Here is a 13,875-nt window from a genome sequence, read left to right as displayed (position 1 = left end):
CAGCCCCCACCCCCGCGGGCGCTACTCCATCCCGGCCAGTACCAGCGGCAGCCGGCTGACCCCGCCGGCGGTCACCCGCACCGGCACACCCCAGTCCTGCTGGTGCACATGGCAGGCCGGGTACTCGATCTCCGGATCGTCATCGCACGAGGCGGCCATCGCCGACACGTGCAGCACGCCTTCGCTGATGCCCTCGGCGAGTACCAGCTCCCGGGACAGAGCGCTGTCCGCCCCCGCCCCGGACACCAGCAGCTCCGGCGGGGTCGAGCTCACCAGCAGCCGCGTCGACGGCCCGTACCGCTCGTCCAGCTTCTGCCCGCTCGGTGCCTCGAACACCACGTCCAGCCGCAGCGCCCCCGGCGCCACCTCCGTCGCGGCCCGCTGCGTCCGGTGCGCGACCGCCTCGACCCGGACGGCCTCCTCGGGCAGCCGCAGCCTGGTCAGCCGGTGCCGCGCCGACTCGATCACCACCAGGTCGTCCTCGACCAGCACCGCGCCGGAGGGCTCCCGCAGGTCGGTCGCCAGCGTCGAGACCTCCCCGCTCGCGGGGTCGAAGCGCCGCAGTGCGTGGTTGTAGGTGTCGCAGATCGCCACCGAACCGTCCGGCAGGACCGTCACCCCCAGCGGGTGCTGCAGCAGCGCCTGAGCGGCCGCACCGTCCCGGTGCCCGAAGTCGAACAGCCCGGTGCCCACGGCCGTGTGCACCTCGCCGGTTTCACGTGAAACCCACCGGACCGCCGAAGTCTCCGAGTCGGCGACCCAGAGCTTCTCGCCGTCCGCCGAGACCGCCAGCCCGCTCGGCTGGGCGAACCACGCCTCGGCCACCGGCCCGTCCACCAGGCCCTCGTTGGTCGTCCCGGCCGAGACCCGGACCGTCCCCGCCACGGGGTCGTACGCCCAGAGCTGGTGCACCCCGGCCATCGCGATCCAGACCTCGCCGTCGAAGAACGCCACGTCCCACGGCGAGGACAGCTCCACCTCCCGGGCCGGCCCGCTGGTCGGCGAGCCCTGCCACCACTGCTTGCCCGTCCCGGCCAGCGTGGTGACGTGTCCGTCGCTGAGTCGTACGCCCCGCAGCGCGTGGTTCACCGTGTCGGCCACCACCACGTCGTAGTCCAGCCCGAGGTCCGCCGGTACCAGCGCCAGCCCCTGCGGCTCGCTGAACCGCGGCTTGTCACCGTCCACCAGCCCGCGCTCGCCGTCACCGATCCGCCGCACGACCGTCTCGCCGTCCTCGGCCAGCTCGACCAGCGAGTGGTGCCCCGAGTCCGCCACCAGGAAGTGCCCGTCGGCCAGCCGCACTGCCTTCCCCGGGAACTTCAGATCCCCCGCGACCGGCTCCGGCGCCACGTAGGGCCCGTCCCCGCGCCGCAGCGTCCCCTTCGCCCCGTGCTCGGCCTCCAGCTCCTCCACCAGCCGCTCGATCGCGTGCGCGTGCCCCTCCCCGGCATGCTGCGCGACCACGTACCCCTCCGGGTCGATCACCACCAGCGTCGGCCAGGCCCGCACCGCGTACTGCTTCCACGTCACCAGCGCCGGATCGTCCAGCACCGGGTGGTGCACCTCGTACCGCGCCACGGCATCCACCACCGCCTGGTGGTCGGCCTCGTGCACGAACTTCGGCGAGTGCACGCCGACGATCACCACGGTGTCCCGGTGCTTCTCCTCCAACTCCCGCAGCTCGTCCAGCACATGCAGACAGTTGATGCAGCAGAAGGTCCAGAAGTCCAGGATCAGAATGCGACCTCGGAAGTCCGCCAGGGACAGATCCTTGCCGCCGGTGTTGAGCCAACCACCAGCCCCGACCAGTTCAGGGGCGCGAACGCGTGCACGAGAAGCCATGCCCCAATCAAACCGCACGATGTCAGGCGGCATTCCGGGCGTGCGCACTGGGTGTGGGAAGCCACCGGGCGAGCAGGAAGTCGAAGCGGCTCTCCTCGAACGCCCCTACTGGACGGACCTGCCGGTCGAAGCGGACTCCGTGAACAGGTCCGCCCTCGTGAAGGAATGGTACGAGGCCGCCCTGAGGGAGTTCGCCCGTAATGAGGATCTGGATGTCCGGCGCTGCATCCTCCCCGGCCTGCCCCTCCGCAAGGAGTCGTACCCGGCCGAGCTGCACGATCTCGTGGACCGCGCCGCCGCGATCGCCCGGTCACACGCCGACGAGTACCTCCGCCACCGGGCGGAGATTCAGGTTCGCTCCTGACGGGCATGGACGGGGCTCGCCCAATCGTATTACGGTTGGAATATGAGCGAGAAGTCCAAGCTGAGCATCAGCATCGAGGAGGAACTCGGGGCCCGGCTGCGCGCCGTTGCGGCGCAGCGGCAGGAGCAGATCTCCACCGTGGTGACGCATGCCCTGGTGGACTACTTCGCCAACGAGGAGCGCCGGCTGGACGGGCTGGCCGCCATGGCCGAGTACCAGCACGAGCACGGGGCTTTCACGGCTGACGAGCGCCGGGCCGCCTCGGAGCGGGTGGACGAGCTGATGGGGTGGGCGGCCGGGGCGGAGCGGCAGGCCGGGTGAGTGCGATCGTCTACGACTCCGGCGCGTTGATCGCGGCGGAGAAGAACGACCGGGCCTTTGTGGCCCAGCACGAGACGCTGCTCTCCGCCCGGGTCCGGCCGCTGGTACCGGCCGGGGTGTTGGCCCAGGTGTGGAATGTGCGGGCGTCCTCGGCTGTCTTGCACCGGGTGCTGCGTGGTTGCGAAGTCCTCGCACTGACGGAGGAGCGCGCCAAGGCGGCTGCGGAGCTCTGCCATCGGGCGGGCAGCTGCGACGTGGTGGATGCGAGTGTCGTCCTTGCGGCGATCGAGCACCTGGAGGCGCCGATTCTCACCGACGACCTGGGGGACATCGGGCGGTTGGTCAGCGCCTCGGGCCACACGGGGATCAAGGTGGGCCGGCCGTAGCGGCCCCGGTGCCGCATGAAGGCTGATGGTCGGTCACGAAGCACCCCGGTGGGAGCACCGGCGGCCGCTCTGGAACGATCTCGGCCATGACTCGAAGATCTTGGACCGGTGGACCCGTGGCATTCCGCGCCCTCGCCGTGTTGGTCGGCTGCGGCGCCTACGGCTTCACGCTTCTGGGGGCGCCCGTGACCTTGGGGCGGATTCTCGGTGCGTCGGCGGGCGTGGTGGCCGGGGGGTGGCTGTCGATGCTGGTGTGGGCCCTGGCGGTGCTGCTCCTGGGGCGGTGGTGGGGGCTGACGGCGAAGGTCGTCTCGCTGGGGGTGGGGCCCGCAGCGCGGATCTGGCAGCGGGAGAAGCGGGTCGTGATCCTGCGTCGGGTGCCCTTCCCGAGGATCCTGGTCGCGGCCGGGCCAGGGCCTGGCGGGGTGAGACGGGCGGGCTACGTGCTCGCCGCGGCCGTGACGTTGGCAGGCCAGGCCGCTGCGGGCTGGGCCCTGCTGGCGGTCGCGCCGCCTTTCGGGCCGGCGGCCTCGATCTCCTGCCTGGGGATAGCTGTGATCAAGACAGGTCAGCTGCTGCAGGCCGCGACACCCGCAGCCTCCGCGCGTACCGACAGGCTGATGGTCGGGGACGCCGAGGCCGGTGAGGCGCTCAGGGCCGCCAACCGGAGCGTGGCGGAGGCCCGCCGTCTGATCGACGGCTGGACGGATCCGGCGGTCGCGGAGTCGGTCCATGGCAGGCTGGCCGAGTTGGCGGTGCTGATGGGCGAGGGACGCTACCGCGAGGCCGCCACACACGCCGAACAGCTCGGGCAGGACCCCGATCTGCTGCCGGTACAGCACCTGAGCTGCCGGCTGACCCGGGCCCGGGCGCTGGCCTACCTGATGGAGCTCGGGCCGTCCGACCCGTCCGATCGGGAGGACTTCCTCTCCCTGCACCGTGGACTGCGCCGGGCACCAGGACAGCTGACCTCGGGGAGCGACCTCCAGGCCCTGTACCACCTGGTCGTGGACCAGCCCGTGCTGGCGGTCGGTGAGGCAAGGTCCGCAGCTCACGTGGGCAGTGTGCCGCTGCGCCGCTCGATGGCCTACTGCACGTTGGCCCTTGCGCTGCACCGCACCGGCCGTACCGCCGAAGCCCAGCGGGCCGTGGCCTCCGCCCGGAAGGTCGGGCCCGACATGGCGCGCATCGACCACGTCGCCGGGGTGCTCGCGGACGCCGGCTGAGGGTGCCCGTCAAAAGCCGGTGGACGCGTGACAACCGGCGGCCTACGGTCGGCTGACGCTTGAGGGGGCTGGAGCATGGGGCCGTACGACGCGGTGGTGCCGGAGGGGTGGACCGAGGCGGCGGAGGAGCCGGGGCCGCCCGAGCGGCGGAGGCGGTTGCTGGGGGTGGTGCTCGGGCCGCTGTTCGTGGCGATCGGGGGAGTGCTCGGGGCGGCGGACATCGCCGACCGGGTGCACTTCGACGGGGCGGCCCGGGCGGATGCCGTGGTGGTGCGGGCCGATTACGCGAAGACCGGCAGGGAGGATGCCGAGGCAGTCGAGGTGCGGCTGGCCGGGGACGGCAGGACGGTCGAGGTGGACGACCCGCGCACGGCGCCGGACGGGCTGGTCGAGGGCCGGGAGGTGACGGTGCTGGTGGACGGCCGGGGGCATGTGCTGTTCCCCGGCCAACTCGGCTGGGGCAAGACGCTCTTCCCGCTCGGCTTCACCGGGATCGGGCTGGCGGCCACCGTCGACGGAGTGGCCGCGCTGGTCCGGCGGCGGAGTGGAAAACCGGTGCTGACGGGTGGCGTGGAGCCCGTAGGGTCGGCTGATCGGGACGAGCCGGGGGCGGGATGAGCAGCAGGGCAGCAGTGGTCAGGGCCGTGAACGGGCTGGCCCGGCGGTGGGGTTCGACGATGGCGGGGGAGAGCACGGTGTACTCCCCGGTCGGGGTGTGGCCGTTGCTCGGGGTGTTGGCGGCCGGGGCGGACGGGCCCGCCCGGGCGGAGCTGGCGGCGGCGGTCGGGCTGCCGGCCGAAGCGGCGGCGGAGGGGGCTCGCCGGCTGCTGGCGGACGTTGGCCGGATCCCCGGGGTGTCCACGGCGGTGGGGCTGTGGACGGACCGCCGGGTGGTGCTGGAGCCGGACTGGGCGGCAGCGCTGCCCGAGCACGGTCACGGTGAGCTGACCGGTGTCGAGGCGGTGGACCGGGCCCGGCTCGACGAATGGGCGGCAAAGGTGACGGGTGGTCTGATCCCGGCCATGCCGGTGGAGCTGGACGAGGGGACCCGCCTGGTGCTGGCCAGCGGGTTGAGCGTCCGGACCCGCTGGATCCGCCCCTTCGCCGAGCGTGCTTTCGTACCGAGCCACGGCCCGTGGGCCGGGCGGACGCTGACCGCGCTGACCCGCAGCACCGCGCTGCTGAACCGCGCGGCCGTGCTGCGCGGCGAGGCCGGGGCGGTCACCGAGCTGTCCGTGCTGGGGTACGACGGGGTCGAGGTCCGGCTGCTGCTCGGTGAGAAGGGGCGTGCGCCGGGTGAAGTGCTCCGGACGGGCATCCGGGCTCTCACCGGCGAGGTGGAGCGGGTCACGGCCGACGTGCTGCCCGCCGCCGAGGCCGGCCCGGGGATGACGGTGGAGTGGGCGTTCAGCTGGCAGCCCGAGCCGGAACTCCGTTGTACGACAGTGCCGTTCTCCGTCGAGGCCGAGCACAATCTGCTTCAGCAGCATGCCCTCTTCGGCCTCACCGCCGCCGCCGACCTCAGCCGGGGCCACTTCCCCGGGGTCAGCCGCAGCATGCCCCTGGCCGTCGGCTCCGCCAAGCAGCGTGCCATGGCGGCCTTCAGCGCGAAGGGCTTCGAGGCCGCGGCCGTGACGGCGATGGGAATCGCCGTCGGCGGCGCGGCCTGGCGCCAGCCGCCCTACCGCGTCCGCCACGTCGCGCTCTCCATCGACCGTCCCTTCGGCTTCCTGGCGGTGCACCGTCCCACCCGCCTGGTCCTGGCGGCGGGCTGGGTGAACGACACCCCCGACCACCAGGAGCCTGACTACGACTTCTACGACGACGACGAAGAGGACGACTTCCCCCACCGCCGCTGACCGGGCTCGTAGACTGCCAACGGTGCCCGCACCGCTGGTGCCGCCGTCGGACCGTGACGAGGAGCCGGGGATGACCGCAATCATTGATCCGCCCCAGATGGATGTCTCGGCGTTCGAGAACATCGCCGCCACCGCCGAGCGTGACGACGTCCGAATGGAGTTCGTTCAGGGCAGGATCGGAGTGAAGCCGGTGCCGGACGGGGATCACGACGAGATCATCAAGTGGCTCCAGAAGCGCTGTATGCAGCAGCGTCCCGATCTCTGGCTCTATCCGGAGCGCGGGCTCACGGTAGAGAGCTACCGCGCCGGCCGGGCCCGCCCGGATGCGGCGCTGGCGTCCGATGGCGCGTTCACCGGCAAGGGCGAGTGGGCGGACCCCGACGACGTGCTGATGGTCGTCGAGGTCACCTCCTACGACCGGGACGCCGACCGCCGGGACTTGGTGGAGAAGCCTGCCGCGTACGCCGAGTCGGGCATCCCGGTCTACCTGCTGATCGACCGCGAGCGGGGCCGGATCGTCGTGCACACCGAGCCGGTGGACGGCCGGTACCACGAGCGGACGTACTTCTTCGGTGACACCGTGGCCCTGCCCGCCCCGGTGGGGATCACGCTGGACGACACCGAGGTCCTCAAGGGTCACGTCCGTTGACGGCCGGTGCAAGATGTCGGGAGACAGCCCGGCTCACAGCGGAGGTACGGCGTGAAGTACGTGATGAAGGAGCGGATGTTCTCGCTCGGTGACGATCACTGGATCGAGGACGAGCACGGCGAGAAGGCCTTCCTGGTGGACGGGAAGGTGCTGCGGCTGCGGGAGACCTTCGAGTTGAAGGACCAGGCCGGGCAGGTGGTGGCCGTGGTGAAGAAGAAGGTCGTCACGGTGCGGGACGCGATGAAGATCGAGGACGCCGAGGGCGAGGTGATCGCCACCGTGCGGGAGAAGCTGTTCACGCCGTTCCGGGACAAGTACAAGGTGGAGCTGGAGAGCGGCGGCGAGCTGGAGATCCACGGCAACCTGCTCGACCGGGACTACCGGATCGAGGACGAGCACGGGCGCGAGCTCGCCGAGATCTCCCGCCGCTGGTTCAGCATCCGCGACGCCTACGGGATCAAGGTCCATGAGGGCGGCGACACCCCGCTGCTGCTCGCCATCGCGGTCTGCATCGACCACATGGTGGCCGAGGAGCACTGACCGCTCCTCAGATGAGAACCAGTTGCACCGTCCAGGGGGCGCGAGGCCCCCGAACCCCCTGGGGGACGGTGCAACTCCCCCTCAGCTTCAACTCTCACCCCTCGGCCAGGCGGCCGGTGAGCCGTTCGCGCGCGGCGGGCCATTCGGCGTCGCGGAGCATCGAGAAGTGCACGCTGTCGCGCCAGGTGCCGTCCGGCATGCGGCGGTGGCGGCGGAAGGTGCCCTCGTAGCTGGCGCCGAGGCGGCGGATGGCGTTCTGGGAGCGCTCGTTGTTGTGGTGGGTCTTCCACAGCACCCGGCCGAAGCCCAGCTCCTCGAAGGCGTGGGTCAGCAGCAGCAGCTTGGCCTCGGTGTTGACGGCCGTGCGCCAGTACGGCCGGGCGTACCAGGTGCCGCCGATCTCCAGCTCCTCGTGCTTGGCGCTGAAGCCGAAGTAGCAGGTGATGCCGATGACCCGCCCGCTCATCAGGTCCGTCACGCCGAAGGGCACGCAGTCGGCGTCCCCCAGCCGGTTCTCGACCAGAGTCCGCATCTCGGCCTCGGTGTGCGGCGTCGCGTCCAGCTGCCAGCGCCAGATCTCCTCGTCACCCCCGGCGATGCCGAAGAGGTCGGGCACGTCGTCCAGGGAGAGCGGCTCCAGGCTGATGTGATCACCGGTCAGGACGGTGGTGCGGGAGGGCAGCTTCGCAGTCATGATCCCCACGGTAGCCACTCTTTGCACTAGAGGCAATAGGCATCTGCACTAGTGCAAAGATGCCAACCCATGCAGAAGCCCCGCCCACCCGGCAGCGGGTGGACGGGGCTTCCCAGGGCCTGCGACCTACAGGAAGGAGTTGATCTGGATGGTCTCGGTGCGGCCGGGGCCGACGCCGATCGCGGAGATCGGGGCGCCCGACATCTCCTCCAGGGCCTTCACGTACGCCTGGGCGTTCTTCGGCAGGTCGGCGAAGGTCTGCGCCTTGCTGATGTCCTCGCTCCAGCCGGGCAGGTTCTCGTAGATCGGCTTCGCGTGGTGGAAGTCCGACTGGTTGTAGGGGAGCTCCTCGACCCGCTGGCCGTCGATCTCGTACGCGACGCAGACCGGGATCTGCTCCCAGCCGGTCAGCACGTCCAGCTTGGTGAGGAAGAAGTCGGTCAGGCCGTTCACGCGGGTCGCGTAGCGGGCGATCACGGCATCGAACCAGCCGCAGCGGCGGTCACGGCCGGTGGTCACACCGCGCTCGCCGCCGATCCGGCGCAGCGCGTCGCCGTCGGCGTCCAGCAGCTCGGTCGGGAACGGGCCCGAGCCGACGCGGGTGGTGTACGCCTTCAGGATGCCGATAACCCGGTCGATCTTGGTCGGGCCGATGCCGGCGCCGGTGCAGGCGCCGCCCGAGGTCGGGTTCGAGGAGGTGACGAAGGGGTACGTGCCGTGGTCGACGTCCAGCAGGGTGCCCTGGCCGCCCTCGAGCAGGACGACCTTGTTCGCCTTGAGCGCCTGGTCGAGTACCAGGGTGGTGTCGGAGAGGAAGGGGCGGATCTTCTCCGCGTAGCCCAGGTACTCCTCGACGACCAGCTCGGCCGGGATGGCGCGGCGGTTGTAGAGCTTGACCAGCAGCTGGTTCTTGTCGTGGAGGGCCGCCTCGACCTTCTGGCGCAGGATCGACTCGTCGAAGAGGTCCTGCACGCGGATGCCGACGCGGTTGATCTTGTCGGCGTAGGTCGGGCCGATGCCGCGCCCGGTGGTGCCGATCCGGCGCTTGCCCAGGAAGCGCTCGGTGACCTTGTCCAGGGTGCGGTGGTACGGGGTGATCAGGTGGGCGTTGCCCGAGATCAGCAGCTTCGAGGTGTCGATGCCCCGCTCGTTCAGGCCCTTGAGCTCGGAGAGCAGCACGCCCGGGTCGATCACGACGCCGTTGCCGATCACGGGGGTCACGTTCGGGCTGAGGATGCCGGAAGGCAGCAGGTGGAGGGCGTACTTCTGATCGCCGATGACCACCGTGTGACCGGCGTTGTTGCCGCCCTGGTAGCGGACGACGTAGTCGACGGAGCCACCGAGCAGGTCGGTCGCCTTCCCCTTGCCCTCGTCTCCCCACTGAGCGCCAACGAGCACGAGTGCCGGCACAGGCGTACACCCCTTCCGGTTGGGGCATCCTGCGTAGGCCGCAGTCTGCCCCGAGATAGACGAAGCCCCTGGCGCAGTAGCGCAAGGGGCTCTTGCACCGAGAGATTACCTGAGGAAGGACCGGTCGTGTCGTCCCTGTCCACGCCCGAATCCCGTGCCGTTTCTCCAGGTGGGCCGGACCCGCTGCTCGTGCTGCTCGACCCGGCGGCCAAGCAGGCCGACGGCGAGTCGGTGCGGATCGCCAAGGACGTGCTGTGCGGCGGCGCCGACTGCAAGGTGGCCCTGCCGGAGAGCCGGTCCGAACTCGACCGGTTGCTGGCTCATCGTGGCCGTCGCCGACCGGTGGTGATCGGCTCTGACCTGGCACTTCAGCGGGTGCTGCAGTCCCTCCACCTGCAGCGCGAGCTCGGCGCGGACGCCGTGGGGTTCGTCCCGGTGGGCCGCCCCGGCGCGGTCGGGGTGGCCCGGGCGCTCGGCGTGCCGGGCGAGCCGGTGGCGGCGGCCCGGGCCGTGATCAGCGGCGGTGCCCGCAAGCTCGACCTGCTGGTGGACGACGGCGGCGGGGTGGTCCTCGGCGGGGTCCGGATCCAGCCGCGGGGCCACCACGGCCCACTGCGTTCGCTCTGGGCGAAACTGGCTGCAGCCGAGCGGGCGACCGCTCCGGAGCCCACCAGCCTGCGGGTCGAGGCGGACGGCCGGCTCCTCGCCGACCTGCACCAGCCGATCCGGCTGCTCCAGGTCAACCTCCCCGCCGACACCGGCGCGATGGAGCTGGTGCTGCGCCGCCCCGGCGCCGCCCACCGGCTGAGCGCGGCCCGGCTGACGGTGGCCGGGCGGGGTTTCGGCTACGAGGCGGACGGCTGCCCGCTGGGCCCGGTGCACCGCCGGACCTGGACGGTGCACCCGGGCGCCTGGTCGCTGGTCCTGCCGGCGGCGGCGTGAGCGAGCGGATGCAGCGTGAGCGAGCGGATGCGGGGTGGACGAGCGGATACGGGGTGGACGAGCGGATGCGGCGTGAACGGGCGGACACGGGCAGTGGCGCGCACAGCCGGGTGAACCCCGTGTGAAGCCTGGGTGAGCAGCGTCACGTTCCGACCCCCGCGGACGGCGTGTCGCGAGCGGCCCAGGCCCGTACAGCGCTGGTCGCGCAAGGGCCGCCGAATTGCCCGGGCGGAAATGCGCCCCCCGGTAAGGGGTTATGTCTACGCGCGTTGCTATTCGAACGGCCAATATCCACGGGCTCCCCTGTTCGGGAACGCGTACGGAACTGCCCTAGACTCGAAGGCGTGCCACGTGGTGACGGAAGACTCAACCACGATCTTCTTCCCGGTGAGAAAGGCCCCCAGGACGCTTGCGGCGTCTTCGGTGTCTGGGCTCCCGGCGAGGAGGTCGCAAAGCTCTCGTACTTCGGCCTCTATGCCCTGCAGCACCGCGGACAGGAATCCGCGGGCATCGCAGTGAGCAATGGCTCCCAGATTCTCGTCTTCAAGGACATGGGACTCGTCTCCCAGGTCTTCGACGAGGCCGCCCTGGGGTCCTTGCACGGGCATATCGCCGTCGGACATGCCCGCTACTCGACCACCGGTTCCTCGGTCTGGGAGAACGCCCAGCCGACCTTCCGGGCGACCGTTCACGGTTCGCTGGCCCTCGGGCACAACGGAAACCTGGTGAACACCGCCGAGCTCGCCGCCATGGTGGCCGAGCTGCCCGGTGAGGAGCACGTCTCGCGCTCCGGCCGCTCCGCGGCGACCAACGACACCGACCTCGTGACCGCCCTGCTCGCGGGCCACCCGGACCTCTCCATCGAGGAGACGGCCCAGCTGGTGCTGCCCAAGGTCAAGGGCGCGTTCTCGCTGGTCTTCATGGACGAGCACACCCTCTACGCCGCCCGTGACCCGCAGGGCATCCGCCCGCTGGTGCTCGGCCGGCTGGAGCGCGGCTGGGTGGTCGCCTCCGAGACGGCGGCGCTCGACATCTGCGGCGCCTCCTTCATCCGGGAGGTGGAGCCGGGCGAGCTGATCGCCATCGACGAGAACGGCATCCGCACCTCGCGCTTCGCCGAGGCCAAGCCCAAGGGCTGCGTCTTCGAGTACGTGTACCTGGCCCGGCCGGACACCACCATCGCCGGCCGCAACGTGCACCTCTCCCGTGTGGAGATGGGCCGCAAGCTGGCCGCCGAGGCGCCGGTCGAGGCCGACCTGGTGATAGCGACGCCCGAGTCCGGCACCCCCGCCGCGATCGGGTACGCCGAGGCCAGCGGGATCCCGTACGGCTCCGGCCTGGTGAAGAACGCCTACGTGGGCCGCACCTTCATCCAGCCCAGCCAGACCATCCGCCAGCTCGGCATCCGGCTCAAGCTGAACCCGCTCAAGGAGGTCATCCGGGGCAAGCGCCTGGTGGTCGTGGACGACTCGATCGTCCGCGGCAACACCCAGCGCGCGCTGGTCCGGATGCTCCGCGAGGCCGGCGCGGCCGAGGTGCACATCCGGATCTCCTCCCCGCCGGTGAAGTGGCCCTGCTTCTTCGGGATCGACTTCGCCACCCGGGCCGAGCTGATCGCCAACGGGATGAGCGTCGAGGAGATCGGCCGCACGCTCGGCGCGGACTCGCTCGCGTACATCTCGCTGGACGGCATGATCGAGGCCACCGCGCAGCCGAAGGAGCGGCTCTGCCGGGCCTGCTTCGACGGGGAGTACCCGATGGAGCTGCCCGACCCGGCGCTGCTGGGCAAGCTGCTGCTCGAGGCGGAGATCGCCGGCGGTCAGCAGAAGCCCGCGACGCGGGGCAAGCCGACCTCCGACCTGGACGGTGTCCAGACGCTGATCGGCGGGCACGGCGCAGCGGACGCTCTTCGTCGACCGTGAGCAACAACAGCAGGGGCGTGGGGGACTACGCGATCAACAGTTCACGTTCGTCGTGGCTGGTCGCGCAGTTCCCCGCGCCCCTGCTGTGCTTGCTGTGATTGCCAAAGGTTTTCCAACCCCCACCTGACCCGGAAGGGCCATCGCACGTGACCAGCAACCAGAGCGCCGGCGCCACCTACGCCGCTGCGGGCGTCGACATCGAGGCGGGCGACCGCGCCGTCGAGCTGATGAAGGAGTGGGTCAAGAAGGCCAACCGCCCCGAGGTCGTGGGCGGCCTGGGCGGCTTCGCCGGGCTCTTCGACGCCTCCGCCTTCAAGCGCTACGAGCGCCCGCTGCTGGCCTCCGCGACGGACGGCGTGGGGACGAAGGTCGCCATCGCCCAGGCGATGCAGAAGTACGACACCATCGGCCACGACCTGGTCGGCATGGTCGTCGACGACCTGGTGGTCTGCGGCGCCGAGCCGCTGTTCATGACCGACTACATCTGCGTCGGCAAGGTGTTCCCCGAGCGGGTCGCCGCGATCGTCAAGGGCATCGCCGAGGGCTGTGCGCTGGCCGGCTGCGCGCTGGTCGGCGGCGAGACGGCCGAGCACCCGGGCCTGCTGGCCGAGGACGACTTCGACGTCGCGGGCGCGGGCACCGGTGTGGTCGAGGCCGACCAGCTGCTGGGCGCCGCGCGGGTCCGCGCGGGTGACGTGGTGATCGCGATGGCCGCCAGCGGCCTGCACTCCAACGGCTACTCGCTGGTGCGCCACGTGCTGCTGAACCAGGCCGGCTGGTCGCTGGACCGCAAGGTCGAGGAGTTCGGCCGGACTCTCGGCGAGGAGCTTCTCGAGCCGACCCGGATCTACTCGCTGGACTGCCTGGCGCTCACCCGCGCCACCGAGATCCACGCCTTCTCGCACGTCACCGGCGGCGGCCTGGCGGCCAACCTGGCCCGGGTCATCCCGGCCGGCCTGCACGCCCGCCTGGACCGCGGTACCTGGACCCCGCTGCCGGTCTTCCAGACCGTCGCGCAGGTCGGCGGGATGTTGACCCTGGAGATCGAGAAGACGCTCAACATGGGCGTCGGCATGGTCGCCGTCGTGCCGCAGTCCTCGGTGGACGTGGTGCTGTCGATCCTGGCGGACCGGGACGTCGAGGCCTGGGTGCTGGGCGACATCGTGGACCGCACCGACGAGCACGCGGACGGCGCGGCGCTCTACAACGCGTACGAGGGCTTCGAGCTGGCGTAAGGCGCGACGGGCACCCCAGGACGTCCTGGGGTGCCCGTTACCGCGGAGCAGTCAGGTGCGGGTACGACGAAGACCGGCTCAGCGCCTCAGGGGGCCGAGCCGGTCTTGTGCAGGCACTCAGGCGCGACGGCCGGACGGGCTGCTGCCCGCGTCCGCCTCTTCGTCGTCCTCGTCGTTGTAGTAGTCCGCGTAAGCCGCGTAGGGATCGTCGTCCTCTTCTTCTTCGATCGGTGCTGGCTTGATCGAAGCAGTGGAGGGCGATACGCCCAGCTCGCTGGACAGACGGTTGGCGTCGAAGCCGCCGCTGTTGTACTTCAGCTCGCGGGCGACCTTCGTCTGCTTGGCCTTGGCCCGGCCGCGCCCCATGGGTCGACCCCCTCAACGATGGGGCTCACGGCCCCGAGTCTGACACGTGTTCATGATCAGGAGCGGCGCTGCCCGAAGTGGGAGTGCCGTCCCTTGGAGCATTAACGGTACCTGTTTCC

At 70.9% G+C, this 13,875-nt stretch carries 15 protein-coding genes; 11 read left to right on the top strand and 4 right to left on the bottom strand.

The window, feature by feature from the left end; all coding sequences use genetic code 11:
- Window positions 1–21 precede the first annotated feature (21 nt).
- Entirely contained in the window at window positions 22–1,842 is a 1,821-nt protein-coding gene (locus ABT095_RS31885) for an NHL domain-containing thioredoxin family protein (protein WP_350533044.1), read from the bottom strand.
- Between ABT095_RS31885 and ABT095_RS31880 the strand changes: the two genes are divergently transcribed.
- From ABT095_RS31880 to ABT095_RS31845, 8 genes are all read left to right on the top strand, one after another.
- A complete protein-coding gene (locus ABT095_RS31880; protein ID WP_350533043.1) occupies window positions 1,841–2,206 on the top strand; it encodes a hypothetical protein in 366 nt (121 codons plus the stop codon). The two genes, ABT095_RS31885 and ABT095_RS31880, sit on opposite strands and share 2 nt — an antisense overlap.
- Window positions 2,207–2,248: 42 nt before the next feature.
- On the top strand, window positions 2,249–2,527 hold the full coding sequence (locus ABT095_RS31875) for a hypothetical protein (protein WP_350533042.1): 279 nt from the start codon (window positions 2,249–2,251) through the stop codon (window positions 2,525–2,527).
- Window positions 2,524–2,913, top strand: a complete 390-nt coding sequence (locus tag ABT095_RS31870; protein WP_350533041.1) for a twitching motility protein PilT — start codon at window positions 2,524–2,526, stop codon at window positions 2,911–2,913. The genes ABT095_RS31875 and ABT095_RS31870 overlap by 4 nt, the downstream gene beginning before the upstream one ends.
- Window positions 2,914–3,029: 116 nt before the next feature.
- Complete coding sequence (locus ABT095_RS31865) at window positions 3,030–4,139, top strand: hypothetical protein (protein ID WP_350533040.1); 1,110 nt, start codon at window positions 3,030–3,032, stop codon at window positions 4,137–4,139.
- A gap of 75 nt (window positions 4,140–4,214) precedes the next feature.
- Window positions 4,215–4,757 (top strand): hypothetical protein, encoded by a 543-nt coding sequence (locus ABT095_RS31860; protein ID WP_350533039.1) that lies wholly within the window; start codon window positions 4,215–4,217, stop codon window positions 4,755–4,757.
- A complete protein-coding gene (locus ABT095_RS31855; protein WP_350533038.1) occupies window positions 4,754–5,998 on the top strand; it encodes a serpin family protein in 1,245 nt (414 codons plus the stop codon). Before ABT095_RS31860 ends, ABT095_RS31855 begins: the two co-directional genes overlap by 4 nt.
- 70 nt (window positions 5,999–6,068) lie before the next feature.
- On the top strand, window positions 6,069–6,647 hold the full coding sequence (locus tag ABT095_RS31850; protein WP_350533037.1) for a Uma2 family endonuclease: 579 nt from the start codon (window positions 6,069–6,071) through the stop codon (window positions 6,645–6,647).
- Window positions 6,648–6,698: 51 nt separating this feature from the next.
- The gene (locus ABT095_RS31845) at window positions 6,699–7,187 is read left to right on the top strand and encodes an LURP-one-related/scramblase family protein (protein ID WP_350533036.1); all 489 of its coding nucleotides are present in this window, start codon (window positions 6,699–6,701) and stop codon (window positions 7,185–7,187) included.
- A 94-nt stretch (window positions 7,188–7,281) separates the two neighbouring features.
- Here the strand turns inward: ABT095_RS31845 and ABT095_RS31840 are convergent, their stop codons facing one another.
- Window positions 7,282–7,881: a GNAT family N-acetyltransferase gene (locus ABT095_RS31840; protein ID WP_350533035.1), complete on the bottom strand. Its 600-nt coding sequence runs from the start codon at window positions 7,879–7,881 to the stop codon at window positions 7,282–7,284.
- Window positions 7,882–8,007: 126 nt separating this feature from the next.
- Window positions 8,008–9,291, bottom strand: coding sequence for an adenylosuccinate synthase (locus tag ABT095_RS31835; protein WP_350533034.1), 1,284 nt, complete (start codon window positions 9,289–9,291; stop codon window positions 8,008–8,010).
- Window positions 9,292–9,417: 126 nt separating this feature from the next.
- On the opposite strand from ABT095_RS31835, the gene ABT095_RS31830 reads away from it, so the two are divergent.
- The 3 genes from ABT095_RS31830 (at window position 9,418) to purM (ending at window position 13,390) form a co-directional block, all read left to right on the top strand.
- Window positions 9,418–10,233, top strand: coding sequence for a diacylglycerol kinase (locus tag ABT095_RS31830; RefSeq protein ID WP_350533033.1), 816 nt, complete (start codon window positions 9,418–9,420; stop codon window positions 10,231–10,233).
- A gap of 344 nt (window positions 10,234–10,577) precedes the next feature.
- Window positions 10,578–12,155, top strand: a complete 1,578-nt coding sequence (purF, locus tag ABT095_RS31825; protein ID WP_350533032.1) for an amidophosphoribosyltransferase — start codon at window positions 10,578–10,580, stop codon at window positions 12,153–12,155.
- Window positions 12,156–12,301: 146 nt separating this feature from the next.
- Entirely contained in the window at window positions 12,302–13,390 is a 1,089-nt protein-coding gene (gene purM, locus ABT095_RS31820) for a phosphoribosylformylglycinamidine cyclo-ligase (RefSeq protein ID WP_350533031.1), read from the top strand.
- Between the two features lie 117 nt (window positions 13,391–13,507).
- Here the strand turns inward: purM and ABT095_RS31815 are convergent, their stop codons facing one another.
- On the bottom strand, window positions 13,508–13,756 hold the full coding sequence (locus ABT095_RS31815) for a DUF3073 domain-containing protein (RefSeq protein WP_350533030.1): 249 nt from the start codon (window positions 13,754–13,756) through the stop codon (window positions 13,508–13,510).
- Between the last annotated feature and the right edge of the window lie 119 nt (window positions 13,757–13,875).

The organism is Kitasatospora sp. NPDC002227, assembly GCF_040296285.1.
GTDB lineage: Bacteria > Actinomycetota > Actinomycetes > Streptomycetales > Streptomycetaceae > Kitasatospora.
This window is presented reverse-complemented; position numbering and strand designations above follow the sequence as displayed.

Excerpts from the sequence above, each read along its gene's own strand:
- ABT095_RS31875 (WP_350533042.1), top strand. The coding sequence starts at position 2,249 with ATGAGCGAGAAGTCCAAGCTGAGCATCAGCATCGAGGAGGAACTCGGG.
- ABT095_RS31840 (WP_350533035.1), bottom strand. The coding sequence starts at position 7,881 with ATGACTGCGAAGCTGCCCTCCCGCACCACCGTCCTGACCGGTGATCAC.
- ABT095_RS31815 (WP_350533030.1), bottom strand. The coding sequence starts at position 13,756 with ATGGGGCGCGGCCGGGCCAAGGCCAAGCAGACGAAGGTCGCCCGCGAG.
- ABT095_RS31885 (WP_350533044.1), bottom strand. The coding sequence starts at position 1,842 with ATGGCTTCTCGTGCACGCGTTCGCGCCCCTGAACTGGTCGGGGCTGGT.
- ABT095_RS31850 (WP_350533037.1), top strand. The coding sequence starts at position 6,069 with ATGACCGCAATCATTGATCCGCCCCAGATGGATGTCTCGGCGTTCGAG.
- ABT095_RS31855 (WP_350533038.1), top strand. The coding sequence starts at position 4,754 with ATGAGCAGCAGGGCAGCAGTGGTCAGGGCCGTGAACGGGCTGGCCCGG.
- ABT095_RS31860 (WP_350533039.1), top strand. The coding sequence starts at position 4,215 with ATGGGGCCGTACGACGCGGTGGTGCCGGAGGGGTGGACCGAGGCGGCG.
- ABT095_RS31880 (WP_350533043.1), top strand. The coding sequence starts at position 1,841 with ATGCCCCAATCAAACCGCACGATGTCAGGCGGCATTCCGGGCGTGCGC.